Here is a 26,962-nt window from a genome sequence, read left to right on the forward strand (position 1 = left end):
TCGAGACCGACTTCAGGAGGAAACACCGTGCGTCTATCATTCGTTCTCGCAACCGCCGTGCTCGCCGTCACCGGAGGCGTCGCCGTCGGCGCCGACGATCTCAAGGTGGCCCTGATCCACGGCAAGACCGGCCCGCTCGAAGCCTACGCCAAGCAGACAGAAACCGGCCTGCGCCTGGGTTTTGAATACGCCACCAAGGGCACGATGACGGTGGACGGTCGCAAGATCGTCATCATCACCAAGGACGACCAGAGCAAGCCGGACCTTTCCAAGGCGGCGCTGGCGGAAGCCTATCAGGACGACAAGGCGGACATTGCCATCGGCACGACCTCGTCGGCTGCAGCGCTTGCGATCCTTCCCGTTGCCGAGGAGAACAAGAAGATTCTGATCGTCGAGCCCGCGGTCGCCGACCAGATCACCGGCGACAAGTGGAACCGCTACATCTTCCGCACCGGCCGCAACTCGTCGCAGGATGCGATCTCCAATGCGGTCGCCATCGGCAAGCCCGGCGTCAGCATCGCCACGCTGGCGCAGGACTATGCCTTCGGCCGCGACGGTGTGGCCGCCTTCAAGGAGGCGCTGGCCAAGACCGGTGCCACGCTCGTCGCCGAGGAATATGCACCGACTACCACGACCGATTTCACCGCGGTGGGCCAGCGCCTGTTCGACGCGCTGAAGGACAAGCCGGGCCGCAAGATCATCTGGATTATCTGGGCCGGCGCCGGCAATCCGCCGGCGAAGCTCCAGGACATGGATCCAAAGCGCTACGGCATCGAGCTCTCGACCGGCGGCAACATCCTGCCTGCGCTCGCAGGCTACAAGATCATGCCCGGCATGGAAGGCGCGACCTACTACTACTATGAGATACCGAAGAATCCGGTGAACGACTGGCTGGTTGCCGAGCACCAGAAGCGCTTCAACGCGCCGCCGGACTTCTTCACTGCAGGCGGCTTTGCCGCTGCCATGTCCGTCGTCACCGCCGTGACCAAGGCGAAGTCCACCGACACCGAGAAGCTGATCGCGGCGATGGAGGGCATGGAGTTCGACACGCCCAAGGGCAAGATGATCTTCCGCAAGGAAGACCATCAGGCGCTGCAGAGCATGTATCACTTCAAGGTCAAGGTCGATCCGAACGTGGCCTGGGCTGTGCTCGAGCCGGTCCGCGAGCTGAAGATCGAGGAAATGAACGTCCCGATCCGCAACAAGCGGTAATCTCTCCTCACCCTCTCCCCGCTGTTCGCGGGGAGAGGCATAGGCGGCCTTCTGCCGCCGTCCTTGAGAATGACGCCGATGCGAAGCATCGGCTATGGGTGAGGGGCTCTCTCCATGCACTCGACTCGTGGAGAGAGCCCCTCACCCGGATCGCATCTGCGATGCGATCCGGCCTCTCCCCGCAGGCGGGGAGAGGCGAAGAAAGAGAGTTCGCTACGCAGGCACACGAAGGCCCCATGCCCCTCTCGCTCGAAACCCGTGACCTCACCATCCGCTTCGGCGGCCATGTCGCAGTCGACCATGTCAGCTGCGCTTTCCGGCCCGGCGAGCTCACGGCAATCGTCGGCCCCAACGGGGCGGGCAAGACCACCTATTTCAACCTGATCTCCGGGCAGCTGCGTCCGAGCGAAGGTTCCATCCTGCTCGACGGCGCCGACATCACGGGACTGAGCGCGCCCCTGCGCACCCGTGCCGGCCTCGGCCGTGCCTTCCAGCTCACCAACCTGTTTCCGAACCTGAGCGTCGAGGAGAACGTCCGCCTCGCGGTGCAGGCCGAAAGCCGCGTGCATTACGACATGCTGCGGCCGTGGATGACGCGGCGCGACCTGATCGAACGCGCCGATGCCATCCTCGACCAGGTCGCGCTCGGCAGCCGCCGCGGCGTCGCGGCGACCGCGCTGTCGCATGGCGACCAGCGCAAGCTCGAGGTGGCGCTGATGATGGCGCTGCAGCCGAAAGTCTTCATGTTCGACGAGCCCACCGCGGGCATGAGCATCGACGAGGTTCCGGTCGTGCTCAATCTCATTGCGCAGCTGAAGCAGGATACGAGCAAGATCATCCTGCTGGTCGAGCACAAGATGGACGTGGTGCGCTCGCTCGCCGACCGCATCATCGTGCTGCATAACGGCAAGCTCGTCGCCGACGGCAAGCCGGCCGAGGTGATTGCGTCGCCGATCGTGCAGGAAGCCTATCTCGGCGTCCCCGCCGGAAAGACCGCGGCATGAGCGATCTCCTGACACTGACGGGCGTCCACACCCATATCGGGCGCTATCACATCCTGCAGGGCGTCGACTTCGCGGTGCCGGAAGGCCAGGTCACGATGCTGCTCGGCCGCAACGGCGCCGGCAAGACCACGACGCTGCGCACCGTCATGGGCCTGTGGCCGGCCTCGCGCGGCGAGATCGTGCTCGCCGGCGAGCGCATCGAAGCGGGCACCACGCCCGACATCGCGCGGCGCGGCGTCGGCTACGTGCCCGAGAGCATGGCGGTGTTCTCCGACCTCACCGTCAGGGAAAACCTCGTGCTCGGCGCGCGGGACCGCGATCTCGACGATGCCAGGCTGGACTGGATCTTCGGCTTCTTCCCGGCGCTGAAACGCTTCTGGCTCTCGCGCGCCGGCTCTCTCTCCGGCGGCCAGAAGCAGATGCTGTCGATTGCGCGCGCCATCGTCGAGCCGCGCAAGCTGCTGCTCATCGACGAGCCGACCAAGGGGCTTGCGCCCGCCATCGTCATGGCGCTGATCGAGTGCCTCAAGGAAATCAAGCGTCGCGGCGCCACCATCCTCATGGTGGAGCAGAATTTCCACGCCGCGCGCGAGCTCGGCGACACCGTGCTGGTGATGGACAACGGCGCCATCGTCCATCGCGGCGCCATGGCCGATCTCGCCGCCGACGTGGCGCTGCAGGAACGCCTGCTCGGCCTCAGCCTGGAGACGCACCAGTGAGCGACACCGCAACATCGGACGCCCTGCCGAAGCCGAAGCGCGACCTGCTGCCGGTGCTGCTGCCGGCCGCCTTTGCGCTGTTGATGCTGCCGCTGGTCGGCTCGGCCAGCTCCTGGGCGACGCTGCTGGCGGCAAGCCTCGCCATGGGCATGATGATCTTCATCATGGCTTCCGGCCTGACCCTGGTGTTCGGCCTGATGGACGTGCTCAATTTCGGCCATGGCGCCTTCATCGCGGTCGGCGCCTACATCGCAACGCTGGTGTTCCTGCCGCTCGCCGGCTGGTCGCAGGCCGACTCGCTCCTCACCAATCTCGCGGTGCTGGTGCCGGCCGCCGTGCTCGCCATGGGCGTCACCGCCTTGCTCGGCCTGTTCGTCGAGCGCGTGTTGATCCTTCCCGTCTACGGCCAGCACCTCAAGCAGATCCTGATGACCACCGGCGGGCTGATCGTCGCCGAACAGACGCTCTATGCGCTGTGGGGGCCGCAGATCATCCCGATGCCGCTGCCGGCTTCGCTGCGCGGCTCCTTCATCTTCGGCGAGGTTGCGGTCGCAAAATATCGCCTGCTGGCGATGCTGGTCGGGCTCGCCGTCTTCATCGCCATCCAGCTCGTGCTCAACCGCACCAAGATCGGGCTCTTGATCCGCGCCGGCGTCGAGAACCGCGAGATGGTGGAGGCGCTGGGCTACCGCATCCGCCGCCTGTTCCTGGGCGTGTTCATGGTCGGCGCGGCGCTCGCCGGTCTCGGCGGCGTGATGTGGGGACTGTACCGCGAGCAGGTGCATGCCTCGATCGGCGACGAGCTCACCGTGCTGGTCTTCATTGTCGTCATCATCGGCGGCCTCGGCTCGGTCGGCGGCTGCTTCATCGGTGCACTGCTGGTCGCCATGGTCGCCAATTTCGGCGGCTTCCTGGTGCCGAAGCTGGCGCTCGTTTCCAACATCCTGCTGATGGTCGCGATCCTGATGTGGCGGCCGCGCGGACTTTATGCGGTGACTAGCCGATGATGATCCTTTCCGGCGATCCCCCGCGCAGCCGGCTGCTCGCCGTCCTGCTCATCGTCATCGTCGCCATGCTGGTGCTGACGCCGTGGCTGTTCCCCGGCGCCAAGGCGATGAATGTCGCGGTCAAGATCTGCATCTTTGCCGTGCTGGTGGCGTCCTACGATCTCCTGCTCGGCTACACCGGCACGGTGTCGTTCGCCCACACCATGTTCTATGGCATCGGCAGCTATGCGGTGGCGATCGCGCTCTACGCGATGGGGCCGAGCTGGGCGGCGATCGGGACCGGCATCGTCGTCGGCCTGCCGATGGCGATGCTGCTGGCGCTCGCCATCGGCCTGTTCTCGCTGCGCGTCGCGGCGATCTTCTTTGCGATGATTACGCTCGCGGTCGCTTCCGCCTTCCAGGTGCTGGCCTCGCAAATGTCCTGGCTCACCGGCGGCGAGGACGGCCGCACCTTCCGCCTGCCGGAGCTGCTGCGGCCCGGCACGGTGCTGATCGACAAGAGCGCGTTCGGCTTCGAGATCAACGGGCGAACGCTGACCTATTACCTGGTCTTTGTGGTGTCGGCGCTATTGATCCTCGCGCTGCTGCGTGTGGTCAATTCGCCGTTCGGCCGCGTGTTGCAGGCGATCCGCGAGAACCCTTTCCGCGCCGAGGCGCTCGGCTATCGTACCGTGTTCCATCTCACCTACGCCAATTGCATCGCGGCCACGGTCGCGGCCTGCGCAGGCGTGCTGAATGCGCTGTGGCTGCGCTATGTCGGGCCCGATACGTCGCTGGCCTTCTCCATCATGCTGGACATCCTGCTGATGGTGGTGATCGGCGGCATGGGCACCATCTACGGCGCGATCATCGGGGCGGGCATCTTCATCATCGCGCAGAACTATCTGCAGACGCTGATGGGCGCCGCCTCCAGCGCCGCTGCGGATGCCGGGCTCCCGTTGCTGCCGGGGCTGCTGCATCCGGACCGCTGGCTGCTCTGGCTCGGCCTGTTGTTCATCGCCAGCGTCTACTTCTTCCCGACCGGCGTGGTCGGGCGGCTGCGGCGTCCGAAGGCGGGTGCCGCCTAAGCTGCTGTGGCCGCTTCGGAAAAGCGGAGCGCGTAGGATGGGTAGAGCGCAGCGAAACCCATCATCTTTGCCGCAACAGGGTTCGATGGGTTTCGCTTTCGCTCAACCCATCCTGCAACCCCTGACCGCTGCTTCGGTAATTCGACAGCGAAGAAAATTCGCAAAATCATTATTGTAACGCTTGACAGTTCCGCAAATCAGAATTATATCCGACCACAGCCCGCGCCACCATGAGGGGACGCTTCGCGGTCGTCACGAACGTTGGCGCGGGTTGCGATGGACGCTGCGGCGTCAGGCGGGTTCATCTCGCCAGACGAAACGTTGGCAGCGTACGGCGAAATCGTGTGGTCCTGGCGCCGCGACCCTGGCGTCTATCCCCGCCGGCCTGTGCTGGCAGGGCAACGGGGGCAAGACAGGCCGTTCCCCGGGGAGAGCGCGACATAAGCCGTAAAGCCATTGCGCGGGGAAAGCCGGGATGTCTCGGCTGTACCTGTCAAACCCGTGTGCATTTTTTTTCGCTACAGATCGCACACGGCGATGCGGGCGCAGTCGGCGCCCGGCTTTCCCTGCGCCCTCTGATCGAGGAGGGAGCAACGAATGGCAAACCTCGGGTGAATCACGCCGCGAGAACGAGAGAATATGTCCGCGACATGCAGAGATGCGGTAGGGTGGGCAAAGCGCAGCGTGCCCACCGTCAAATGCACGCAAGCGAGGGTGGGCACAGCGCTTCGCGCCTTTGCCCACCCTACAGCTGAAAACATGGCCGTCACCTCCATTCCTGCAGCGCCTGGGCAATCCGGGCCAGCTTCTGGTCGATGGCCGCTACCTCGCTTCTCAGCACCTCGATCTGCGATCCCGTGGACGGATCGAGCGCGCCCACCGCCACGCCGCAGGCGGAACATTGCACCAGCGTCAGCTTGCGGCTGTCGCCGATCGGCGTGAACAGCGCCAGCTCAAAACTGTGTCCGCCGCATTTGCCACAGGTCGAAATGGTCATTTGAGTCTCCTATGAGCCGATAGGCGCCACGCATCGGGCGGCCGGGATCTTCCCATAGCCTAAGCCTATATTTCACTGTCCACCCCTCCGGCATCTTGCGAACGCATTGTTTCTGACAAAGATTTCCACGACCAACGAATTCGCTTGCGGCGCCCAGTAGCCGCATCGCTTGCAACGGGAATAGTCTCATATGAACCGACGCCTTTTCGTTTGCCTTGCGACCCTGCTGGCCGTTGCTTCGCCCGCACTCGCCCAGGAAAAATCGATCATCGTGGCGTCGACCACCTCCACCCAGGACTCCGGCCTGTTCGATCACCTGCTGCCGCTGTTCAAGTCCAGGACCGGCATCGACGTGAAGGTGATCTCGCAAGGCACGGGGCAGGCGCTCGACACCGGCCGCCGCGGCGATGCCGACGTGGTGTTCGTGCATGCGCGGCCGCAGGAGGAGAAATTCGTCGCCGACGGGTTCGGCGTGAAGCGTTTTGCGGTGATGTACAACGACTTCATTCTGGTCGGCCCGAACAGCGACCCGGCAGGGGTGAAGGGCAGCAAGGACATCGTCGCCGCGCTGACCGCGATCAGGAACAAGGCCGCGCCGTTTGTCTCGCGCGGCGACAAATCCGGCACCCATGCCGCCGAGCTTGCGCTCTGGAAGGCCGCCGCCATCGATATCGCCGGCGCAGACAAGGGGCCGTGGTATCGCGAGATCGGGCAGGGCATGGGCGCGGCGCTCAACACGGCGTCCGCCATGAACGGCTATGTGCTCGCCGACCGCGGCACCTGGCTCTCGTTCAAGAACCGCGGCGAGCTCGACATCGTCGTGCAGGGCGACAAGCGCCTGTTCAACCAGTATGGCGTCATGCTGGTCAATCCGGGCAAGCATGCCCACGTCAAGAAGGATGCGGCACAGGCCTTTGTCGACTGGCTGATTTCCTCGGAAGGCCAGAAGGCGATTGCCGACTACAAGATCAACGGCCAGCAGCTGTTCTTCCCGAACGCCGACGTGCCGGGCGCGTGATGGTTTCTCATCACCCCTTCATCTGAGCCGGATCATAGAAGAATTGTTCCGCGACCAGCTCATTGCCGCGCCATGTCTGCACGGCGATCTCCTCCATCACCCTGGCAGGGCCATTGTCCTTGGGAGTAAATTCGAAACGCCAGTGGATCGCGGAGTGATCGCCGTCGATGAAGATCGGGCTGAGCCGCCTGGTCTCGACCTTGGCGACCGAAGCGAGCACCGCGGCCTCGCGGGCGGCGAGCGCCTCGCGGCCTCTGCGTGGCTCGTTCTGGTTCTCGCGGGTCGAGGCATCAGCCGCATAAAAGCGCTCGATGGCGCCGACATGGTCGCTGGATTCGACGGTGGCGGCGAAGGCTTCGACGACATGACGGTCCGGCATCGGGCAGCTCCATATTTCGACTGTTGGTCGATATTTGTCGACCGGCGGTCGGAAGTCAATGGCGCGGGCTTCACGAATCCGCTAAGCAACAGGCATGGCAACGCATGCGGAACGACGCGCCGGGACGCAAGGCTCGGTGATGAAGGCGGCGCGAAAACTGTTCGGCGAGCGCGGATTCGCCGCGACATCGGTCGACGACATCGCCGCCGCCTCGCGCGTCGCCAAGGGCGCGATCTACCATTACTTCAAGACCAAGAACGATCTGTTCGAAGCCGTGTTCGAGGAGGCCTCGGCCGATCTCGTCAGGGAGATCGACGGCGCGGTGCGCAGCGAAAAGGATACGCTCGCAGCACTCGCCTCCGGCACGCAGCTCTATTTCTCCAAATGCGCGAAAGGACCGACGGGCCGGATCATCCTGCGCGACGGGCCCGCGGTGCTCGGCTGGCAGCGCTGGCGCGAGATCGACGAGAAGCATTTTGGCGGCAAGATTCCGCGCGCGCTCAACATTGCGATGGACGCCGGTGTCATTGCGCGCCAGCCGGTCGAGCCGCTGGCGCGGCTGTTGCTCGGCGCGATCAGCGAAGCGGCTGCCGCCTGTTCCGGCCGCAGCGATATCGAGGCGGTGGGCGCCGACTACGCGCGCGCCTTCCGCTCGCTGCTCGATGCGCTCAGGCGGCGCTGAGCCGATCGTCCGTCCAGCGGAATAAGCGCATGCAAAAATCCCGGCTCACCTTGCTTGGCGGGAGCCGGGCAGGGGTCTAGATTGCCCGTCAACCGCGTAGTGGAAAGGCCGAAAGCGGCCTCGCGCGATGGGAGGAACAAATGAAACACGCCTATATCCCGCGGACGACGACTTACAACCTCAATCCGGGCGAGGAACTGAACGATCTGCGCATGTCGGATGAAGTCCGTCCGCTGTACGAGCACGTCAAGAAGTTCATCCGCGAAACCGTCGACCCGATGTCGGTCGAGTTCATGCGCCTCGGCGAAGGCAAGAAGGACCGCTGGAGCTTCACGCCCGAGCAACTCGCGGTTCTGCAGAAGGCCAAGGACAAGGCCAAGGAGGAAGGCCTCTGGAACTTCTTCCTGCCCGACGACGAGACCGGCCAGGGCCTGAAGAACCTCGACTATGCCTATATCGCGGTCGAGCTCGCGAAAAATCCGCTGGCCTCGGAGACCATGAACTGCTCGGCGCCCGACACCGGCAACATGGAAGTGCTGGAGCGCGTCGGCACCAAGGCGCAGAAGGAGAAGTGGCTGAAGCCGCTGCTCGCCGGCGAAATCCGCTCGGCTTACGCCATGACCGAGCCGAACGTCGCCTCGTCGGACGCCAAAAACATCTCGACCACCGCAAAGCTCGTCGGCGATGAATGGGTGATCAACGGCGAGAAGTATTACATCTCGGGCGCCGGCGATCCGCGCTGCAAGATCATGATCGTGATGGTCAAGACCAATCCCGACGCGCCGCCGAGCAAGCAGCAGTCGCAGATCCTGGTGCCAATCGACACGCCCGGCGTCGAGATCCTGGGCCCGATGCACGTGTTCGGCCACGACCACGCGCCACGCGGCCATATGCACCTGCGCTTCAACAATTGCCGGGTGCCGAAGGAGAACATGCTGCTCGGCGAGGGCCGCGGCTTCGAGATCTCGCAGGTCCGCCTCGGACCGGGCCGTATCCACCACTGCATGCGCACCATCGGCAAGGCGGAAAAGGCGCTCGACCTGATGGTGTCGCGCGGCCTGACCCGCGAGGCGTTCGGCAAGAAGATCGCTCATCTCGGCGGCAACCTCCAGATCATCGCGCAGGCGCGCTGCGAGATCGAGGCGATGCGGTTGATGGTGCTGAAAGCGGCGAAGGCGATGGACGTGCTCGGCAACAAGGAAGCCAGGATCTGGGTCAGCATGGTGAAGGCCATGGTGCCGGAGCGCGCCTGCAAGATCATCGACCAGGCGATCCAGATGCACGGAGCCACCGGCATTTCGCAGTGGAGCCCGCTCGGCGAAATGTACCAGGACGTGCGCCATTTGCGCTTCGCCGACGGTCCGGACGAGGTGCACTGGATGGTGGTCGGCCGGCACGAATTGAGCATGCCGTAGGATCCGGCGGCAGCCGCAAACGGAAATCGGCTCCCTCGCGGGAGCCGATCGCGCGTTAGAAATCCGGCTCTTCCTCGACCACGCGGTTCTGGTGGCGCAGGTGCTGCCATATCGCCAGCACCACAGAGGCCACCGCCGCCAGCAGCAGCACGCCCGAAATCGGCCGGGTCAGGAACAGCAGCGGATTCGGGTCGGTCATGATCGCGCGCACGAGGTTGATCTCGATCTGGTCGCCGAGAATGAGGCCGAGGATCAGGGGCGCGAGGGGAAAGCCGAGCTTGACCAGAACGTAGCCGACGACTCCGAACAGCAGCAGCACGTAGACGCTCTGCATGGTGTTGTTGAGGGCGTAGGCGCCGACCACGCAGAGCACCAGCACCACCGGCGCCAGAACCGCCATCCGCACCGAGGTCACGCGCAGCATCAGCGGCATCAGCGCGACGCAGATCAGCAGCATGCAGGGATGCGCCAGGATATAGGCCGCATAGATGCCATAGGCCAGGTCTGGATTCTGCGAGATGAACAGCGGTCCCGACTGTATGCCGTGGATCGTCATCGCGCCGAGCATCACGGCGGTGACGGCGTCGCCGGGAATGCCGAAGGCCATGATGGTCATCAGCGAGCCGCTGACATTGGCGTTGTTGGAGGCTTCCGATGCGATGATGCCTTCGGGGTGGCCCTTGCCGAACAGCTGCGGCGTCTTCGAGAATTTCTTGGCCTGGTCATAGGCCATGACGCTAGATGCGCTGCCGCCGATCGCCGGCAGGATTCCGATGATCAGCCCGACGATCGTTGCCCACGCCAGCAGGAAAGGCTGCCTGAAGATTTCAATGTTCACCTTGAGGTGCGAGAAGCGCTCCAGCCTGACCCCGGCCAGCGATTGCGCCGGCTGGCCGCGCGAGCCATCGAGCTTCTCCAGGTCGGTCATGATCTGCGCAAAGGCGAAGATGCCGATCAGCACCGGGAGGAACGGAAAGCCGCCGCCGATGAACTCGGAGCCGAAAGTGAAACGCGGCACGCTGCCGATCGGATCGTGGCCGACCACCGTGATCAACAGCCCGATGGCGGTCGAGATCAGCCCCTTGAGCAGCGAGGATTCGGTGAGCCCCGCCACCATCGCCATGGCAAGCACGAACAGCGAGAAATATTCCCACGGTCCGAATTCCAGCGCGATCGCCGCCAGCGGCCCGGTGAGGAACACCAGGAACAGGGCGCCGAGCAGGCCGCCCCAGACCGAAGCCCACACGCCGAGCCAGATGGCGCGGCCCGGCTCGCCGTTGCGGGCCATCGGGAAGCCGTCGAAGGTGGTGGCGATCGAAGCGGGCGAGCCGGGTATGCCGAGCAGGCAGCAGGCGATCAGGCCGCCGGTCGATCCGCCGACATAGACGCCGGTCATTGCCGCAAGCCCCGCCAGCGGATCGAGCCCGTAGGTGAACGGCAACACCACGATGACCGTCATGGTGATGGTGACGCCCGGCAGCGAGCCGCCGATCACGCCGATGAAGGTGCCGGCAAACAGCGGGAACAGGTATTTCCACTGGGCGACGTTGACGAGGCCGTGCCAGAGCAAATCGAGCATCTAGAAGCCCGTCCATGCGCCGCGCGGCAGCAGAACCAGCAGGTACCGCTCGAAGATGAAATAGCTCACCATGGCCGTGCCGATCGCGATCGCGGCGAGTACCGTCCACTGTCGCGCCGTTTGCGGCCGGCCCAGCGCGGCCTGCAGTGCGCCGACGAACAGGACTGTGGCGAGACGAAATCCCAGCAGCGGCAGCAGCACTACGTAGGCGCCGACGATCGCGAACGCGATCGCCACCAGGCGATAGTTTCGCGACGGCGTAACCGTTGCGGCAGCGGCGGCCGCCGGGCGGCCCTTCATGAGGTCCTGCAGGACCAGCAGCGCGCTTGCGGCCGCCATGAAGGACAGCACGATGGCCGGGTAAAAGCCCGGCCCGACCGGAACGATGGGAAGGGAGGGAAGCTGGAACGACTTGACCAGCAGGACCAGGCTGATTGCGAGCAGAACCAGCCCGGCAATTCCGTCGCGGCCGATACTCATTTCTTGATCAGGCCGAGGTCGGTCATGATGACCTTGCTCTCACTGTCGATCTTGTCGAGGAATTTGCCATAGTCACTGGCGTTGAGGTACGCCACGCGGGTTCCCTGGGCCTTCATCGACTGGGCGAACGCCGGCTCCTTGGTCGCCTTGGTGCAGGCCTCCTCGAGCTTGGCGCGCACCGGCGCGGGCGTCCCTTTCGGGACCAGCACGCCGCGCACCACCTCGTATACGATGTTCATGCCGAGCTCCTTGAGCGTCGGCACATCCGGCGCCTCCGGGTCGCGCTTCTCGCTGGCGATCGCGATGAAGCGCAGCAGGCCGGCTTCGACCTTGCCCTTCTGCGTCAGGTTGGAGTCGGTGAGATTGATATGGCCGCCGAGCAGCGCGTTCATCCGCGGGGCCAGGCCTTCGTACGACACGAATTTGAATTTGACGCCGGAGGCCTTCTCGATCATGGCCGGGAAGATGTGGCTGGTCGAACCGAGCGTGGCGCCGACCGTGATCTCGCCCGGCCGCTTCCTGGCATCGTCGGCGAGCTCCTGCCAGTTCTTCCAGGGCGTCTTGGCGCTGGCGGTCAGCACCGATGGCGTCGCCGCGACCAGGCAGATCGGTTCGAAGTCGCTGTATTTGACGTCGCTGATGCCGGCGTAGAACGTCAGGTGGATATAGTCGTGCACGGCGTAGACCGTGTAGCCGTCGGGTGCCGACTTCTGCGCTTCCCGCGCGCCGACGGTGCCGGATGCGCCGCCGACATTGGCTACCACCACGGGCTGGCCGAGATGTTTCTGGAATTCGACGGCGAAGGGCCGGAAGATGTTGTCGGTATCGCCGCCTGCGGCCCATGGCACGATCATCTTGATCGGGCGGTCGGGATACTGCGCCATTGCGGGCGCCGATAAGGCAGCCAACACACCGGTCAGCGCGGCAACGCCGGCCGTCGTCACGAACGTCCTCGCCATTCGTATCCTCCCTGTCGTCTGGGTGGGCCATTCAGGCTCTCGACCGGCAGACTAACAGCCGAACTGCGCAGGGGAAAGCCCCGCGCGAGGCGCGCGCCGGGTCTGGCCAACGCGCTAGGTGACCGTGAAGCCCACGCGGGGGAAGTGGATCACCATTTCTCCCGCGCGGTCGTCCCGGCGCCTGATCGCGATGTGCTGCGCCGACAGCGAGACGATCTCGCCGCGGATATCGGTCTGCCAGGCGTCATCGGAGTGGACCGAGACGACATCGCCGGGCTTGCGGCCGTTGGGGTCGTTCGGATCGGCCGATAACTTTGCCTGCGGGGTCGCCCTGGTGCCGATCTGCAGCGCCTCGGCCGTCGAAATCTCGCTACGTGTGCCGTGGCCGAACGCCTGAATCCGTTTTTCCCATGCCGACGTCCGCGGCAAATGCTGCAGGATGTCCTCGATCTCGGGCAGGTTCTGCCGCGTGTACCAGACGTTCATGTAGGCGTTGACGTCGGCAAGGCTGAACTCACCCAGCAGAAACGGTCTGCCGCCGGCCAGCTGCGCCTCGATCCAGTCGACATTGGCACGGAACTGGTCGCGCATCTGCGGGATCGCCGCCGTCATCGCGGCAACGTCGAACTTTGCGCCGCGCAGCTTTGAGCGGTCCTCGATGAAGTCCTGCGGAACCTTGTCGCCGAGCGATCCGAACACGAGATTGACGGTGCTCTGGAAGAACGGACGGTCCGTCCACATGCCGAGCGCCCATGGCATGCCGGCATTGCCGCCCGGGAACAGCGTCGGATCCGGAAACCGCGTCTCGAGTTCGCGGATGATGATCTGGGTATCGCAAAAGATGTCGGCGCCGATCTGCATCACGGGGGTGCGGCGATAGCCGCCGGTGAGCGGCATCAGGTCCGGCCGCGGCATGATCCGCGAGATCAGGCAGGACTTCCATGCAATCTTCTTGAAGCCGAAGACGACGCGGATTTTTTCGGAGAACGGCGAAGGATCGAAATGATGCAGGATGATGTCGCTGGACGACGACACGAATTCCTCCTCCGCGCCGTGTTCGGCGTCTGTTACACGTGCACCGCCGTGCGGACGCGGCCGACATCGCCGAATACGCGCAGGTACCGATCGACCTCGGAGGCGATACCGGTTGCCTTCTCCGGATTGTCCGACAGTTTCACCGCGGGCCGTCCGTCCGCCGATGTCACCTTGCAGACGATCGAGATCGGGTCGAGATCGATCGAGCCGTCGGGCGAGCAGCCGACGAAATCATTGGTGAGGTTGGTGCCCCAGCCGAAGCTGACGCGGACGCGCCCCTTGAAGTGATGGAAGGTCTCTTCGATGGAATCGACGTCCATGGCATCGGAGAAGACCAGCAGCTTCTCCCTGGGCTCGCGGCCTTTCTGCTTCCACCATTTGATGATCTCCTCGCCGGCCGAGATCGGCGGCGCCGAGTCCGGGCGAAAGCCGGTCCAGTCGGCGACCCATTCCGGCGCGTCGCGCAGGAACGGCTTGGTGCCGAAGGCGTCCGGCAGCGCGATCAGGAGATTGCCGCCATAGGTGTGCCGCCACTGGTCGAGGACGCGGTAGGGCGCCCAGCGCAGCTCGGTGTCGTCGTTGGCAAGGGCCGCGGCCACCATCGGCAGCTCATGCGCGTTGGTGCCGATCGCTTCCAGATCGTTGTCCATCGCGAGCAGCACGTTCGAGGTGCCGGTGAACGAAGGCCCGAGGCCTTCCTTGACCGCCTCGACGCACCAGCGCTGCCAGAGGAATCCATGGCGGCGCCGCGTGCCGAAGTCCGACAGCCGCAAGCCGTCGAGCTTGCGCAGCCGCTCGACCTTGGTCCACAACTTCGCCTTGGCGCGGGCATAGAGCACGTCGAGCTCGAAGCGGCCCATGCCCTTCATGACCTGGCGCGAGCGCAGCTCGTTCAGAATCGCGAGCGCCGGAATCTCCCACATCGTGGTGTGGGTCCAGTGGCCGTGGAAATGCAGTTCATACTGCCCGTCCACCTTGTTGAGCTCGTATTCGGGCAGGCGGAAATTGGCGAGCCAGTTGATGAAGTCGGGCGAGAACATCTGGGTCTTGCCGTAGAAGGTGTTACCGGCGAGCCAGATCAGTTCCTTCTTGGCGAAGCGGATGGAGCGGGCGTGGTCGAGCTGGGCGCGTAACTCGCCCTCGTCGATGATCTCGGCAAGCCGCACGTGCTTCGAGCGATTGATGACCGAGAAGGTGGTGCGCGTGTCCGGATAGAATTCCCGGATCATCTGCAGCATCAGCAGTTTGTAGAAATCGGTATCCAGCAGGCTGCGCACGATCGGGTCGAGGCGCCAGCCATGGTTGTAGGTACGCGTTGCGATGTCTGTTACTGCGGTCATGGCAGGAACCTTACCGTGCCGGGCGGAGGGCAGCCAGTGCCGGAACGAGCAGAACTGGGCTGCTTTTTAGTGAACCGAGGCGGATTTTAGCCTCGAAATTGCGACATCGATGCCCGTCCAGGCCGGTTTGCCGGGTGCGAATTGCCGCCTGATGTAGCCGACCAGCTCGGCCAGTTGACGGTCCGACAGGCTGTCCTTGAAGGCCGGCATATAGCCGAGGTCGGGCGATACCGGCGCGGCGATGCCGTGCAGGATCACCTGGATCAGATTGTCGGGCACGTCGCTGTGGACGTTGCTGTTCAGCGACAGCGATGGCCGGCTGCCGAACAGCGCGGGGCCGCCGACTTCGTGGCAGACGGCGCAGGCGCCCTGATAGAGGCGCGCGCCGGGCGAGGCGGCGGTAACGGAGAGCGTCGCGCCTTCCAGCCTCGCGGCAAGCGCGTCTGCGGCCTGCTTGTCCGGTGCGCCCTCGTTGAACGAGGCGAGATAGACCGCCATGGCGCGGAGGTCCTGGTCGGGCAGCGCCTTCAACTCCTTCACGACCGGCGCCATCGGCCCCGCGGCGACGCCATGGAAGCGGGACTCGCCGGTGCGCAGATACGCATACAGTTCGTCCTCGCTCCACGGGATCGGCGCGCGCGACAGCGAGGTCAGGGCAGGGGCTTCCCAGCCCTCGGCAAATCCGCCGGCGAGATAGCGGCTCGCGATCTCCGCGCCGAGTTCGTTGCGCGGCGAGTGACAGGCGCCGCAATGACCGAGGCCCTCGACCAGATAGGCGCCGCGATTCCATACTTCCGATTTCGACGGGTCCGCCCGGAATGTTTGCGACGAATGGAACAGCGCATTCCAGCCGGCCAGCAGCAGCCGTTGGTTGAACGGGAAGGCGAGCTTGTTGTCGGGCGTCTCGGCACGCACCGGCGTCTGCGCCATCAGGTAGGCATAGAGCGCCTGCAGGTCGGCATCCGTTGCCTTGGCGTAATGCGTGTAGGGGAAGGCGGGATAGAGATGCTTGCCGTCGCGATGGATGCCCTCGCGCATCGCGCGCTCGAACGCGGGGTACGACCAGTTGCCGATGCCGGTCTTCTCATCGGGTGTGATGTTGGTGCTGTAAATGATGCCGAACGGCGTCTCCAGCGCGCGTCCGCCGGCATTGACCGTGCCGCCTGGAGTGGTGTGGCAGACCATGCAATCGCCGAGGGCTGCGAGTTGCTGGCCGCGGGCGATGGTCGCGGCGGAAAACACCGATGGATCCGGCCGCGTGATGGGTGCGATTGCGCGCCACGGCAGCGCTGCGGTGCCGACGGCGATCGCGGTCGCGCAGACCGCGGCGAGGCCGGCGAAGACGCCGGGCCGCACCGCGAAGGGATTCTTCCATTTGTTTGCGGGTACCGCAGGCGCCGCTGCTGGCAAAGCCTCGGGAGCAATCGGCACCTCGCCGCGCAATCCCCGCAGGATGCGCTCGGGCGTGAACGGCGGATCGCGAAAGCGAACGCCGGTCGCGTCGAAGATTGCGTTCGCGATCGCGGCCGCGCTCGGCACCGATGCGGACTCGCCGACGCCGAGCGGCGCCTGGTCCTGGCGCGGCAGCATCAGCACGTCGATTTTGGGTACGTCGGGGAATTTGATGATGGGGTAGGCGCCCCATTCCCGCGCCGCCACCGTGGTGCGCTCGAACGGAATCTCTTCCATCAGCGCGCGACTCGTGGACTGGATGACATTGCCTTCGATCTGGTGCCGCACGCCTTCCGGGTTGATCATCAGCCCGGAATCCTGGCCTGCGACCACGCGCGTCACGCTGACGTCGCCAGTTGCCTTGTTGACGGCGACGTCCGCAATCCAGGCCGACCACGCCGCACCATAGCCGGGGAACTTGCTGTGCACATACAGCGCATAGGCGAAGCCGCGCCCGTGCAAGACGTCGCCGTCCTTGTCCTGCCGTACCGGCCGCGGTTTCCAGCCGGCGCGCTCGGCAACCGCATTGACGAGATCGATGGCGCGCTGGTCCTTCAGATAGCGCAGCCGGTATTCGATGGGATCGACACCGGCTTCGGCGGCGAGCTCGTCGATATAGCTTTCATGCGCGAATGTATTGGGCAGCGCGGAGACGCCGCGGAACCAGGACGCGCGCACGATCGGCGGCATGTCGTTGGCGACCACGCGCATGTGCTCGTAATCGTAGGGCGGGATCGCGGTGCGGTCGCCCATCTCGAACACGGCCGGCTTGGGCTCGACCTTGCCGGTGAGCAGCAGCGCCAGCGTCGGCGCGCCGTTGGAGGGATAGCGGGTCGCGAAATCATAGGCCGCGGGGCCGCCGTCGGCGGTGAGCCCGCCATTGACGTCCATCAGCTGTGCGGTGCCCTTGGGCTCCCACACATGCTCCTGTTCTCGGGTGAGCTGCACGCGCACGGGGCGGCCGACGGCGCGCGACAGCAGAAGCGCATCCGCCGTGACGTCGTCGGCGCAGTTGCGGCCATAGCAGCCGGCGGCCTCGAGCCGGATCACCTCGATCTCGCTGTCGGGCCGCTCGACCAGCAGGGCGAGATCGCCGCGCAGGATGTGCGGGTTCTGCGAGCCGGACCAGACGCGGGTGGCGCCATCCTGATAATCGGCGACGGCGCAGGAGGGGCCGATCGAGCCGTGCATCTGGTAGGGCCACGAATATATCCGCTGCATCGGTTTCGCGGCCTCGGCAATCGCGGTATCGACATCGCCCTTGTCGATCAGGACGCGCGGCTGGGCCGGATTGGCGCGCAGCGCCTTCTCGAGTTGTTCGAGGTCGGGCAGGACGGGGACCTGCTTCCAGGTCACCCTCAACTGTGTCGCTGCCTTGATCGCATTCTCCTCGCGCTCGGCGACCACGCCGACGAAATCTCCGATCTGCACGACCTTCACCAGGCCGGGGATATCGCGCACCGAGGATTCGTCGACGGAAATCAGGCTGGTGCCGACAAAGGGCCCGGCATCGACGCCGGCATAGGGCGGCCGAACGACGCGGCCGTGCAGCATGCCGGGCACGCGCACGTCGTGGACATAGACGAGCTCGCCGGTTGCCTTCGCCGGCAGGTCGATACGCGGCACCGATTGTCCGACGATGCTGTAGGCATCGACCGCCTTCACGGCAACATCGTCGGCAAGCTCGAGGCGAATGGTTTCGCCGGCGATCAGCTCGCCATAGCTGACGCTGCGATTGTCCTTGCCGCGAACGAGACCGTCCTCGATCGTCAGCTCTGCCACGGGCAGTTCGAGCCGCTCCGCCGCGCGTGCGGCCAGGAAATGCCGCGCCTGTGCTGCCGCCTTGCGCAAGGGGACGGCGGTGATCTGGATGGTCTCGCTTGCGATGGTCGCGCCCTGGTTCGGCGTATGCGTGGTATCGCCGAGCACGATGACAACGCGTGCAAAGGAGACGTCGAGTTCTTCGGCGACGATCTGTCCGAGCGCGGTGCGGATGCCGGTGCCGAGATCGACATGGCCGTTGAAGGCGCTGACCGATCCGTCGGCGGTGATACGGATGAAGGTCTCGAAGGTGCCGTTGCCGCCGTTGCCCGCGGGGCGAGCGACCGACAACGATCCCTGATTGCCGGAAGATGGCGCGGCCATCAGTCGCGCGCCTCCAGGACATGTCCCGCCGCGCGCATCGCAGCGCGGACGATCTCGATATGTGCGCCGCAGCGGCAGAGATTGTAGCGCAGCGCCTGCAATATCTCCGTCTCCGTCGGATGCGGATTGGCCGCGAGCAGCGCCTTGGTGCTCATGATCATGCCGTTGAGACAGTAACCGCATTGCGCGGCCTGCTCTTCGATGAAGGCCTGCTGCACGGGATCAGGACGCTCGCGTGAGCCAAGTCCTTCCAGCGTCACGATGTCGCGGCCGGCGCAGCCTTCGATCGGGATGACGCAGGAGCGCGCGGCGACGCCGTCGATCAGCACGGTGCAGGCGCCGCACTCGCCGAGCCCGCAGCCATATTTCGGTCCGTTGAGCGCGAGATCGTTGCGCAGCACGTAGAGCAGGGCGGTGTCCGGCGCGGCGTCGACGTCGTGATCCCTGCCATTCACGGTCAGGCGCATCGTGCAGGTGCTCCCGTTGGCGCTTGCGAAACTATGCGTGGAGACTACCGTTTGTACACAAACGTGCAAGCCGCTGATGCCGCGCCGCAGCGCTGTGCCCGGTTTGTGGACAAGGCGGCGAGCAGACTGAGTTATTATGCGGCAGCAGGGCTTTTTCGCGCCGCTTGCCGCTTGACAGGTTTCGGCCTCGCGCGCAGGATCATTCGTATACGAACGAATGCGGCGGCAATGCCGTCGCGAAAGCTCTAATGGGCAGGCGTGCTGATGGCGATGGAAGTGACCGCCACGTCTGGCGACAAGATCCGCTGCGATGCGTGCCCGGTGATGTGCTACATCAAGCCGGGTGCGGCGGGCGCCTGCGACCGCTACGCCAATCAGGACGGCCAGCTCGTGCGCGTCGACCCGCACATCCTGCTGGAGCGCACGGTCGAGCATGGCGGGCGCGTGGTGCCGTTCCAGGCCAGTGGCGACTGGGACGGCAAGATCGTCAACCAGCCTGACGTATTCGTCACCGCGATCGGCGCCGGCACCACCTATCCCGACTACAAGCCCGCGCCGTTCATCGTCTCGTCCGAAGTTGACGGCGTCGACATGGTCACCGTGGTGACTGAGGGCATTTTCAGCTATTGCGGCGTCAAGGTGAAGATCGACACCGATCGCCATCTTGGCCCTGAGACCGCCACCGTCCGCGCGCAGGGCGAGGCGGTCGGCCACGTCACGACCGGCGAATACGGCTCGCAGATGCTGTCGCTCGGCGGCGTGCACCATCTCACCGGCGGCTCCAAGAAGGAGGGCCGCGTCACCTGCGACACGCTGATGGACCTCAGCAATTGCAAGCCGGTGGAGCTGACCATCGACGGCGGCGCGACCGTGATCGTTCAGGCTGGCCATCCGCCGGTCGTGAACGGCGTGGCTGAAGAACGCATGCGGGTCGGCTGCGGATCGGCGACCATCGGCATGTTCGCCAAGCAGTGGCACGGCAAGGTCGATGAAGTGGTTGTTGTCGACGACCACATCACCGGCGTGCTGTCGGAACATCAGGCGGGCAAGCTGCTCGATATTGCCGATACCGGGATCAAGATGAAAGGCCGGCGCTCGACGCCGGGGCGTTACTTCCAGGTCGCCGAACCCGGCACCGGCTGGGGCGGCACCAACATTTCCGATCCGCTCTCGGTTCTCGGCCCGTTCAACGCGAAGGAAGCGCGGCCGGGCCTGACCATGCTGATGGTGTCGACCACCGGCGAGCATTCGGGCTACTACGTGCTCGACGAGGCGCTGCGGCCGGTGGAGGCGGAGATGCCGCGGGACCTGCGGCTTTCGGTCGAGCGCATCCAGGAGAATTGCGAGCCGGCGCTGTGCACGGTGCTGTTCATGGCGGGCGCCGGCGGCTCCCTGCGCGCCGGCGTGACCGACAATCCGGTTAGGCTGACGCGCTCGGTGAAGGACGCATTGACGCGCGTCACCAGCGGCGGCGCCCCGGTCTATGTCTGGCCGGGCGGCGGCATCACCTACATGGTCGACGTCACGCTGATGCCGGCCGGCGCCTTCGGCTATGTGCCGACACCGGCGCTGGTCGCGCCCATCGAGTTCACTCTGAAACTTGCCGACTACGCGGCGCTGGGCGGTCATATGGATTATGTCCGTCCGCTGTCGTCGCTCAGGGATAGCGCCGAACTCCGGCCGATGCCGTACATGCCGGGGCGACGCGCATGAGGAGGCCGCCGCAAATCGCGCTTCTCGCCGACGGCAAGCGGCTGCATTTGCAGGACGGCCCGATCGATCTGATCGTGGAGGCGGGCGGACGCGAGGCGGATGTGCGGGCTTCCTACGAGGCTGCGGCGCGACGCTTCACCGGTCTGCTCGACGAGCTCTGCGCGGAGCTCGTGCAATTGCGTAAGGCTGCCGATCCCGCGCGAACCGAGCTGAAGGGCGTCATCGCTCGCCGAATGTACACGGCCGTCGCGCCCTTTGCTCCGGATTGCTTCATCACGCCGATGGCGGCGGTCGCGGGGAGCGTGGCCGAGGAAATCCTGGGCGCGATGCTGGCTGCGGCGCCGCTCGATCGCGCTTATGTCAACAATGGCGGCGACGTCGCGCTGCATCTTGCCGGCCGTGAGCAATTCACCGTGGGCCTGATGGATCGTCCGGATGCCCATGGCGTGATGCGCACCATGACGGTCGATGCCGACGACCCCGTCCGCGGCATCGCGACCAGCGGGCGCCATGGCCGCAGCTTTTCGCTCGGCATTGCCGACGCCGTCACCGTGCTGGCCGGTACTGCTTCGCAGGCCGACGCCGCCGCTACCGTCATCGCCAACGCGGTCGATCTGCCCGGTCATCCCGCCATCCTTCGCGTGCCGGCGAATGCATTGCAGCCCGACAGCGATCTCGGCGATCGGCTTGTCACCCGTGATGTCGGCGCATTGACGGAACAGGAGACAGAAGTGGCGCTGGCGGCAGGTGCGCTCTGCGCGCGGCAGCTGCTGGCCGCCGGCCTGATCGAAGGCGCGGCATTGCGCCTTCTTGGCGAAACCGTCGTCATCGGCGCAAGAGAGATCGTGGCGCCGCATCCGCTTCACAAAGCTCCGATACAACATGCGATCCATGCCTGACCGGGAAAGTTCGAGATGAGCGCGGTAATCAGAAAGATCGTCACCGTGGTCGAGGAAACCCATATCGAGATGGGCAGGACGATCGCCCCGCCGACGCGACGGGCGGCGGCGATCGCGGTGATCGAAAATCCCTTTGCCGGCCGCTATGTCGAAGACCTGTCGCCGCTGATCGCGATCGGCGAGGAGCTCGGCGATCTCTTGTCGAAGCGGGCGGTGGCCGCACTCGGCATCGACGGCGCCAAGGCGCATTCCTACGGCAAGGCGGCGGCGGTCGGCGAGAACGGCGAGCTGGAACATGCCGCCGCAATCCTTCATCCCAAGATGGGGGCGCCGGTGCGCAAGGTGCTGTCGAAGGGCGCGGCGCTGATTCCCTCATCGAAGAAGCGCAGCGGCCCCGGCACGACGCTCGACATTCCGCTCGGCCACAAGGATGCGGCGTTCGTGCGCAGCCATTTCGACGGCATGGAAGTGCAGATCAACGACGCGCCGCGCGCCAACGAGATCATGGTCGCGGTCGCCGTGACCGACTCAGGCAGGCCGCTGCCGCGCGTCGGAGGGCTGACGGTCGCCGAGATCAAGGGCGAGGACGGATTACGATAGGCTTTATTCAAAACAGCGGAGGTGAAGGGATGCGACGTAGACATTTGTTGGGCGCTGGACTTGCGGCCGTGGTTGCAGGCTTGTCCGGCAACGCCATGGCACAGAGCGAAATCAAGATCGGCGAGATCAACAGCTATTCGCTGTTGCCGGCCTTTACCGAGCCGTACCGCAAGGGCTGGCAGCTCGCGCTGGAGGAGGTCAATGCCGCGGGCGGCATCAACGGCAAGAAGCTGGTGGTGATCTCCAAGGACGACGGCGGCAAGCCGGCCGACGCGCAGACCGCCGCCAACGAGCTGGTATCGAGCGAGAATGTCGCGATGCTCTGCGGCACGTTCCTGTCCAACATCGGTCTGGCGGTCAGCGACTTCGCCAACCAGAAGAAGGTATTCTTCCTCGCGGCCGAGCCGTTGACGGACGCCATCACCTGGTCGAAGGGCAACCGCTACACCTTCCGCCTGCGTCCTTCCAACTACATGCAGGCGGCGATGCTGGTGGAGCAGGCGGCGAAGCTGCCGGCCAAGAAGTGGGCGACCATCGCGCCGAACTATGAGTACGGCCAGTCGGCGGTTGCGGTGTTCAAGAAGCTGATGTCGGAGAAGCGTCCGGACATCCAGTGGGTCGACGAGCAGTGGCCGCCGCAGGGCAAGATCGACGCCGGTCCGGTGGTGCAGGCGGTTGCCGCCGCCAATCCCGAAGCGATCCTCAACGTCACCTTCGGCGCGGACCTGGTGAAGCTGGTGCGCGAAGGCAATACCCGCGGCCTGTTCAAGGGCCGCTCGGTGGTGAGCTTCCTGACCGGCGAGCCCGAATATCTCGATCCGCTGAAGGAGGAGACGCCGGAGGGCTGGATCGTCACCGGCTATCCCTGGTACGATATCAAGACGCCGGAGCACGACAAGTTCCTCAAGGCGTATCAGGCCAAGTACAACGATTATCCGCGGCTCGGCTCGATCGTCGGCTACCAGACCATCAAGGCGGCGGCGGCGATCCTCATCAAGGCGAACTCGACCGATCCGGAGAAGCTGATCGCGGCGACCGAGGGCCTGTCGATGGGCTCGCCGTTCGGCGAAATCACCTTCCGCAAGATCGACCACCAGTCGACGCTCGGCGCCTTCGTCGGCAAGACCGCGCTTAAGGACGGCAAGGGCATCATGGTGGATACTGCCTACAAGAAAGGCGCGGACTTCCTGCCGAGCGACGCCGAAGTGGAGAAGCTGCGTCCGAAGAACTGACACTGCATCTCCCTCTCCCCGCTCTTCGCGGGGAGAGATGAGGCCTCATGGTTCGAGACGCGCGACGTTGCCGCGCTCCTCACCATGAGGGTCCCCCGACCTCATCCTGAGGAGGCGCGGTAGCGCCGTCTCGAAGGATGAGCCACGCGCGCATGACCACGCCAAAGCGGACCGCCAATGGCTTTTTACGTCGTCCAGTTCCTGACCGGTCTTGCCAGCGCGGCGTCGCTGTTCCTGGTCGCGTCGGGTCTTTCGATCATCTTTGGCGTGACGCGGATCGTGAACTTCGCGCACGGCGCGTTCTACATGCTCGGCGCCTATGTGGCGTTCACGCTGACCGAGCGCTTTTCGGGCGCGCTCGGATTCTGGGGCGGCATCGTCGTAGCCGCCCTGGTAGTGGCCGTGGTCGGCGTGATCGTCGAAATGGTGCTGCTGCGGCGGATCTATCATTCGCCGGAGCTTTTCCAGTTGCTCGCGACCTTCGGCCTGACGTTGATGGTCGAGGACCTCGTGGTGTTGATATGGGGCCCGGACGACCTGCTCGGCCGCCGCGCGCCGGGCTTCAAGGGGGCGGTCGATTTCTTCGGCCAGAACATCCCGAGCTATGACCTGTTCCTCATCGTGATGGGTCCTGTCGTGCTCGGGGTTCTCTGGCTGCTGTTCCAGCGCACGCGCTGGGGCATTCTGGTGCGTGCGGCGACGCAGGACCGCGACATGGTGGCGGCGCTCGGCGTGAACCAGAAGTGGCTGTTCACCTCGGTCTTCGCCGTCGGGGTCTTTCTCGCCGCGCTCGGCGGCGCGCTGCAGATTCCGCGCGATGCCGTGCATCATGCGATGGACCTCAGGATCATCGTCGAAGTCTTCGTCGTGGTCGTGATCGGCGGCCTCGGCAGCATCATCGGCGCCTTCGTTGCCGCGGTACTGGTGTCGGAGCTCAATGCCTTCGGCATCCTGATCTTTCCGAAGATCTCCATCATTCTCGTGTTCCTCGTCATGGCCGCGGTCCTGATCGTTCGTCCATGGGGCCTGTTCGGCAAGCCGGAGGCGCCGGCGCGGCGCACGCCGGGCCTCACCGTCAATCCCTGGCGGCCGCTCACCGCCAACGAGCGTATCGCAGCGCTGGCGGCGCTTGCGCTTGCTGCGGCGCTGCCCCTGGTCGGCGGCAACTACGCACTGACGGTCGGTTCCGAGATCGCGATCTACGTGATCTTTGCCGCCAGCCTGCACTTCCTGATGTCGGTCGGCGGGCTCGCGTCGTTCGGTCATGCGGCGTATTTCGGTCTCGGCGCCTACGGCATCGCCTTCCTCGCCAAGATGGCGGGGCTGCCGATGATCGTGTCGCTGTTGCTCGGTCCCTTGCTCGGCTGTCTCGGTGCGGCGGTGTTCGGCTTCTTCTGCGTCCAGCTCTCCGGTGTCTATTTCGCCATGCTGACGCTCGCCTTTGCGCAGATCGTCTGGTCGATCGCGTTCCAGTGGGTAGCGGTGACCGGCGGCGACAACGGCATCCTCGGTGTCTGGCCGGAGAAATGGGCGGCGGGGCCGGCGAGCTTCTACTGGCTGTCGCTGGCGATATCGGCGCTTTGCGTCGTCATTCTCCGTCTCATCGTGTTTTCTCCCTTCGGCTATGCACTGCGGGCGACGCGGGACTCGCCGCTACGCAGCGAAGCCATCGGCATCAATGCCAAGCGCATGCAATGGACAGCCTTCGTGATCGCCGGCACGGTGGCCGGTATCGGCGGCGCGCTGTTTGCGTATCTCAAGGGCAGCGTTTTTCCGGACAGCCTCGGCATCTCGCTTTCGGTCGATGCGCTCGTCATGGTGCTGCTCGGCGGCGTCGAGACGGTGTCGGGGGCGGTGATCGGGGCCATCGTATTCAAGACGCTGAACGTCTGGCTGGTCAGCCAGACCGACTGGTCGAAGCTCGTGCTTGGCGGCTTCGTCGTGCTGATCGTCATTGCATTCCCCAAGGGCATTGTCGGCACGCTGGAAGTGCTGATCGCGCGCTGGCGTCCAAATTCGCCGAAGCCTCCATTGGCTACCAGCCGCGTCGAGGTGGCCGAATGAGCGGGCCGCGCACATTGCTGTCGGTCGAGGGACTGACGAAATCCTACGGCGGCGTGCACGCCGTGCGCGGCGTGTCGTTCGAACTGAGAGCCGGTGAAATACTCGCGTTGATCGGGCCGAACGGGGCGGGCAAGAGCACCTGCTTCGACATGCTCAATGGCCAGAACATTCCGGACTCCGGCCGCGTCACGCTGCTCGGGCAGGACACGATCGGCCGCAAGCCGCGCGAGATCTGGCGGCTCGGCGTCGGGCGCACCTTCCAGATCACCGCGACCTTTCCGACCATGACCGTGCGGGAGAACGTCCAGGTGGCGCTGGTGTCGTACGGTCAGGCGCTGTTCAATTTCTGGTCCTCGGCGCCGCAGTTCGCGCGCGAGGAGGCCGGGCGGCTGCTCGATCTCGTCGGCATGGACGGCTATGCCGAGCGACCCTGCGGCGAGCTCGCTTATGGCGACCTCAAGCGGCTGGAACTGGCGGTGGCGCTGGCCAACCGGCCAAAACTGCTGCTGATGGACGAGCCGACCGCCGGCATGGCGCCGCGCGAGCGGGTCGAACTGATGCGCCTCACGGCGAAGATCGCGCGGGAGCAGGCGATCGGCGTGCTCTTCACCGAGCACGATATGGACGTCGTGTTCGAGCATGCCGACCGCATCCTGGTGCTCAACCGCGGCAGCCTGATCGCCGAAGGCACGCCCGAGCAGGTTCGCGCCAACCGAGAGGTCCGCGCCGTCTATCTCGGCGAGGGCCTGGTCTACGACGCGCGGCATCGCGAGGGGGCGCATTGATGAAGCTCCAGGTAGCCGATCTCAACAGCTTTTACGGCCCTGCGCATATCCTGTTCGATATCGCGCTCGAGGTCGGCGAGGGCGAAGTGGTGGCGCTGCTCGGGCGCAACGGCGCCGGCAAGTCGACCACCTTCCGCTCCATCGTCGGCCTCGTCGCGCAGCGCTCCGGGCAGATCCTGTTCGAGGGCAGGGACGTCTCGGCCCAGCCGACGCATGCGATCGTGCGCGGCGGGTTAGGTTACGTGCCGGAGGAGCGGCGCATCTTCACCGACCTCACGGTCGACGAGAATCTCGAAGTGGGCAGGCAGCCGAAGCGCGCCAATGCGCCGCACTGGACGCGGGAAAAGCTGTTCACGCTGTTTCCTAATCTCGGCGAGATGCGCAACCGGCCGGGAGGGCGCATGAGCGGCGGCGAGCAGCAGATGCTGACGATCGCGCGCACGCTGATGGGCAACCCGTCGCTGGTGCTGCTGGACGAGCCGTCCGAAGGCCTGTCGCCGAAGATCGTCGAGCAGATGGTCGATGCGATCCTTGCGATGAAGAAGGAAGGCGTCAGCATCGTCGTGTCCGAGCAGAATCTGCATTTTGCGCGGCTGATTTCCGATCGCTCCTACATCATCGAGCGCGGCCGCATCTGTTTTGGCGGCACGATGGCCGAGCTCGACGCGCGGCCGGACATCCGCGACGCGCATCTGTCGCTGTGACGGGAGAC

24 protein-coding genes are annotated in these 26,962 nt (G+C 65.2%); 15 read left to right on the plus strand and 9 right to left on the minus strand.

Annotated features, from left to right (window positions below; translation table 11 throughout):
• The first annotated feature begins 27 nt into the window (after positions 1 to 27).
• From HZB49_RS24105 to HZB49_RS24125, 5 genes are all read left to right on the plus strand, one after another.
• Positions 28 to 1,212 carry a substrate-binding domain-containing protein gene (locus tag HZB49_RS24105; RefSeq protein WP_291615914.1) on the plus strand — a complete coding sequence of 395 codons (1,185 nt, stop codon included), beginning with the start codon at positions 28 to 30 and terminating at the stop codon, positions 1,210 to 1,212.
• A 236-nt stretch (positions 1,213 to 1,448) separates the two neighbouring features.
• A complete protein-coding gene (locus HZB49_RS24110; RefSeq protein ID WP_291615916.1) occupies positions 1,449 to 2,216 on the plus strand; it encodes an ABC transporter ATP-binding protein in 768 nt (255 codons plus the stop codon).
• On the plus strand, positions 2,213 to 2,935 hold the full coding sequence (locus HZB49_RS24115; RefSeq protein WP_291615919.1) for an ABC transporter ATP-binding protein: 723 nt from the start codon (positions 2,213 to 2,215) through the stop codon (positions 2,933 to 2,935). Before HZB49_RS24110 ends, HZB49_RS24115 begins: the two co-directional genes overlap by 4 nt.
• The gene (locus tag HZB49_RS24120) at positions 2,932 to 3,942 is read left to right on the plus strand and encodes a branched-chain amino acid ABC transporter permease (RefSeq protein WP_291615921.1); all 1,011 of its coding nucleotides are present in this window, start codon (positions 2,932 to 2,934) and stop codon (positions 3,940 to 3,942) included. The genes HZB49_RS24115 and HZB49_RS24120 overlap by 4 nt, the downstream gene beginning before the upstream one ends.
• Entirely contained in the window at positions 3,939 to 5,009 is a 1,071-nt protein-coding gene (locus HZB49_RS24125) for a branched-chain amino acid ABC transporter permease (RefSeq protein WP_291615923.1), read from the plus strand. The genes HZB49_RS24120 and HZB49_RS24125 overlap by 4 nt, the downstream gene beginning before the upstream one ends.
• 766 nt (positions 5,010 to 5,775) lie before the next feature.
• On the opposite strand, the gene HZB49_RS24130 is transcribed toward HZB49_RS24125, so the two are convergent.
• Entirely contained in the window at positions 5,776 to 6,006 is a 231-nt protein-coding gene (locus tag HZB49_RS24130; protein WP_291615925.1) for a hypothetical protein, read from the minus strand.
• A gap of 190 nt (positions 6,007 to 6,196) precedes the next feature.
• Between HZB49_RS24130 and HZB49_RS24135 the strand changes: the two genes are divergently transcribed.
• Complete coding sequence (locus HZB49_RS24135; protein WP_291615927.1) at positions 6,197 to 7,024, plus strand: substrate-binding domain-containing protein; 828 nt, start codon at positions 6,197 to 6,199, stop codon at positions 7,022 to 7,024.
• Positions 7,025 to 7,034: 10 nt separating this feature from the next.
• Here HZB49_RS24135 and HZB49_RS24140 read toward each other — a convergent pair whose 3' ends face one another.
• Complete coding sequence (locus HZB49_RS24140; RefSeq protein WP_291615929.1) at positions 7,035 to 7,403, minus strand: nuclear transport factor 2 family protein; 369 nt, start codon at positions 7,401 to 7,403, stop codon at positions 7,035 to 7,037.
• 94 nt (positions 7,404 to 7,497) lie between these two features.
• On the opposite strand from HZB49_RS24140, the gene HZB49_RS24145 reads away from it, so the two are divergent.
• Both HZB49_RS24145 and HZB49_RS24150 read left to right on the plus strand, forming a co-directional pair.
• Positions 7,498 to 8,085 carry a TetR/AcrR family transcriptional regulator gene (locus HZB49_RS24145; protein ID WP_291615931.1) on the plus strand — a complete coding sequence of 196 codons (588 nt, stop codon included), beginning with the start codon at positions 7,498 to 7,500 and terminating at the stop codon, positions 8,083 to 8,085.
• A 140-nt stretch (positions 8,086 to 8,225) separates the two neighbouring features.
• Entirely contained in the window at positions 8,226 to 9,500 is a 1,275-nt protein-coding gene (locus HZB49_RS24150; protein WP_291615933.1) for an acyl-CoA dehydrogenase family protein, read from the plus strand.
• Positions 9,501 to 9,555: 55 nt separating this feature from the next.
• On the opposite strand, the gene HZB49_RS24155 is transcribed toward HZB49_RS24150, so the two are convergent.
• The 7 genes from HZB49_RS24155 to HZB49_RS24185 all read right to left on the minus strand — a co-directional run bounded on the left by HZB49_RS24155 (position 9,556) and on the right by HZB49_RS24185 (position 18,957).
• Complete coding sequence (locus HZB49_RS24155) at positions 9,556 to 11,079, minus strand: tripartite tricarboxylate transporter permease (RefSeq protein ID WP_291615935.1); 1,524 nt, start codon at positions 11,077 to 11,079, stop codon at positions 9,556 to 9,558.
• On the minus strand, positions 11,080 to 11,559 hold the full coding sequence (locus tag HZB49_RS24160) for a tripartite tricarboxylate transporter TctB family protein (RefSeq protein ID WP_291615936.1): 480 nt from the start codon (positions 11,557 to 11,559) through the stop codon (positions 11,080 to 11,082). It abuts the gene before it with no gap.
• The gene (locus HZB49_RS24165) at positions 11,556 to 12,518 is read right to left on the minus strand and encodes a tripartite tricarboxylate transporter substrate binding protein (protein WP_291615938.1); all 963 of its coding nucleotides are present in this window, start codon (positions 12,516 to 12,518) and stop codon (positions 11,556 to 11,558) included. Before HZB49_RS24165 ends, HZB49_RS24160 begins: the two co-directional genes overlap by 4 nt.
• Before the next feature lie 114 nt (positions 12,519 to 12,632).
• A complete protein-coding gene (locus HZB49_RS24170) occupies positions 12,633 to 13,553 on the minus strand; it encodes a glutathione S-transferase family protein (protein WP_291615940.1) in 921 nt (306 codons plus the stop codon).
• A 32-nt stretch (positions 13,554 to 13,585) separates the two neighbouring features.
• Entirely contained in the window at positions 13,586 to 14,893 is a 1,308-nt protein-coding gene (gene pncB, locus HZB49_RS24175; protein ID WP_291615942.1) for a nicotinate phosphoribosyltransferase, read from the minus strand.
• Positions 14,894 to 14,959: 66 nt separating this feature from the next.
• Positions 14,960 to 18,490, minus strand: coding sequence for a molybdopterin cofactor-binding domain-containing protein (locus HZB49_RS24180; RefSeq protein WP_291615945.1), 3,531 nt, complete (start codon positions 18,488 to 18,490; stop codon positions 14,960 to 14,962).
• On the minus strand, positions 18,490 to 18,957 hold the full coding sequence (locus tag HZB49_RS24185) for a (2Fe-2S)-binding protein (protein ID WP_291615947.1): 468 nt from the start codon (positions 18,955 to 18,957) through the stop codon (positions 18,490 to 18,492). Before HZB49_RS24185 ends, HZB49_RS24180 begins: the two co-directional genes overlap by 1 nt.
• 264 nt (positions 18,958 to 19,221) lie before the next feature.
• On the opposite strand from HZB49_RS24185, the gene HZB49_RS24190 reads away from it, so the two are divergent.
• From HZB49_RS24190 to HZB49_RS24220, 7 genes are all read left to right on the plus strand, one after another.
• Positions 19,222 to 20,670, plus strand: coding sequence for a 6-hydroxynicotinate reductase (locus HZB49_RS24190; protein ID WP_291615949.1), 1,449 nt, complete (start codon positions 19,222 to 19,224; stop codon positions 20,668 to 20,670).
• Entirely contained in the window at positions 20,667 to 21,569 is a 903-nt protein-coding gene (locus tag HZB49_RS24195; RefSeq protein WP_291615951.1) for a UPF0280 family protein, read from the plus strand. Before HZB49_RS24190 ends, HZB49_RS24195 begins: the two co-directional genes overlap by 4 nt.
• Positions 21,570 to 21,584: 15 nt before the next feature.
• Positions 21,585 to 22,169, plus strand: coding sequence for an amino acid synthesis family protein (locus HZB49_RS24200; RefSeq protein WP_291615953.1), 585 nt, complete (start codon positions 21,585 to 21,587; stop codon positions 22,167 to 22,169).
• Positions 22,170 to 22,198: 29 nt separating this feature from the next.
• Positions 22,199 to 23,401, plus strand: coding sequence for an ABC transporter substrate-binding protein (locus tag HZB49_RS24205; protein ID WP_291615955.1), 1,203 nt, complete (start codon positions 22,199 to 22,201; stop codon positions 23,399 to 23,401).
• 177 nt (positions 23,402 to 23,578) lie between these two features.
• Positions 23,579 to 25,465 (plus strand): ABC transporter permease, encoded by a 1,887-nt coding sequence (locus HZB49_RS24210; protein WP_291615957.1) that lies wholly within the window; start codon positions 23,579 to 23,581, stop codon positions 25,463 to 25,465.
• Positions 25,462 to 26,250: an ABC transporter ATP-binding protein gene (locus HZB49_RS24215; RefSeq protein WP_291615959.1), complete on the plus strand. Its 789-nt coding sequence runs from the start codon at positions 25,462 to 25,464 to the stop codon at positions 26,248 to 26,250. Before HZB49_RS24210 ends, HZB49_RS24215 begins: the two co-directional genes overlap by 4 nt.
• Complete coding sequence (locus HZB49_RS24220; protein ID WP_291615961.1) at positions 26,250 to 26,954, plus strand: ABC transporter ATP-binding protein; 705 nt, start codon at positions 26,250 to 26,252, stop codon at positions 26,952 to 26,954. Before HZB49_RS24215 ends, HZB49_RS24220 begins: the two co-directional genes overlap by 1 nt.
• Positions 26,955 to 26,962 lie beyond the last annotated feature (8 nt).

Source organism: Bradyrhizobium sp., from assembly GCF_016219575.1.
Classification (GTDB): Bacteria; Pseudomonadota; Alphaproteobacteria; order Rhizobiales; family Xanthobacteraceae; genus Bradyrhizobium.

Bases quoted from the DNA above. Each gene is read 5' to 3' on its own strand.
- HZB49_RS24110 (WP_291615916.1), top strand. From the start codon at position 1,449: ATGCCCCTCTCGCTCGAAACCCGTGACCTCACCATCCGCTTCGGCGGC.
- HZB49_RS24115 (WP_291615919.1), top strand. From the start codon at position 2,213: ATGAGCGATCTCCTGACACTGACGGGCGTCCACACCCATATCGGGCGC.
- HZB49_RS24125 (WP_291615923.1), top strand. From the start codon at position 3,939: ATGATGATCCTTTCCGGCGATCCCCCGCGCAGCCGGCTGCTCGCCGTC.
- HZB49_RS24130 (WP_291615925.1), bottom strand. From the start codon at position 6,006: ATGACCATTTCGACCTGTGGCAAATGCGGCGGACACAGTTTTGAGCTG.
- HZB49_RS24135 (WP_291615927.1), top strand. From the start codon at position 6,197: ATGAACCGACGCCTTTTCGTTTGCCTTGCGACCCTGCTGGCCGTTGCT.
- HZB49_RS24140 (WP_291615929.1), bottom strand. From the start codon at position 7,403: ATGCCGGACCGTCATGTCGTCGAAGCCTTCGCCGCCACCGTCGAATCC.
- HZB49_RS24145 (WP_291615931.1), top strand. From the start codon at position 7,498: ATGGCAACGCATGCGGAACGACGCGCCGGGACGCAAGGCTCGGTGATG.
- HZB49_RS24150 (WP_291615933.1), top strand. From the start codon at position 8,226: ATGAAACACGCCTATATCCCGCGGACGACGACTTACAACCTCAATCCG.
- HZB49_RS24155 (WP_291615935.1), bottom strand. From the start codon at position 11,079: ATGCTCGATTTGCTCTGGCACGGCCTCGTCAACGTCGCCCAGTGGAAA.
- HZB49_RS24160 (WP_291615936.1), bottom strand. From the start codon at position 11,559: ATGAGTATCGGCCGCGACGGAATTGCCGGGCTGGTTCTGCTCGCAATC.
- HZB49_RS24165 (WP_291615938.1), bottom strand. From the start codon at position 12,518: ATGGCGAGGACGTTCGTGACGACGGCCGGCGTTGCCGCGCTGACCGGT.
- pncB (WP_291615942.1), bottom strand. From the start codon at position 14,893: ATGACCGCAGTAACAGACATCGCAACGCGTACCTACAACCATGGCTGG.
- HZB49_RS24180 (WP_291615945.1), bottom strand. From the start codon at position 18,490: ATGGCCGCGCCATCTTCCGGCAATCAGGGATCGTTGTCGGTCGCTCGC.
- HZB49_RS24185 (WP_291615947.1), bottom strand. From the start codon at position 18,957: ATGCGCCTGACCGTGAATGGCAGGGATCACGACGTCGACGCCGCGCCG.
- HZB49_RS24190 (WP_291615949.1), top strand. From the start codon at position 19,222: ATGGCGATGGAAGTGACCGCCACGTCTGGCGACAAGATCCGCTGCGAT.
- HZB49_RS24195 (WP_291615951.1), top strand. From the start codon at position 20,667: ATGAGGAGGCCGCCGCAAATCGCGCTTCTCGCCGACGGCAAGCGGCTG.
- HZB49_RS24200 (WP_291615953.1), top strand. From the start codon at position 21,585: ATGAGCGCGGTAATCAGAAAGATCGTCACCGTGGTCGAGGAAACCCAT.
- HZB49_RS24205 (WP_291615955.1), top strand. From the start codon at position 22,199: ATGCGACGTAGACATTTGTTGGGCGCTGGACTTGCGGCCGTGGTTGCA.
- HZB49_RS24210 (WP_291615957.1), top strand. From the start codon at position 23,579: ATGGCTTTTTACGTCGTCCAGTTCCTGACCGGTCTTGCCAGCGCGGCG.
- HZB49_RS24215 (WP_291615959.1), top strand. From the start codon at position 25,462: ATGAGCGGGCCGCGCACATTGCTGTCGGTCGAGGGACTGACGAAATCC.
- HZB49_RS24220 (WP_291615961.1), top strand. From the start codon at position 26,250: ATGAAGCTCCAGGTAGCCGATCTCAACAGCTTTTACGGCCCTGCGCAT.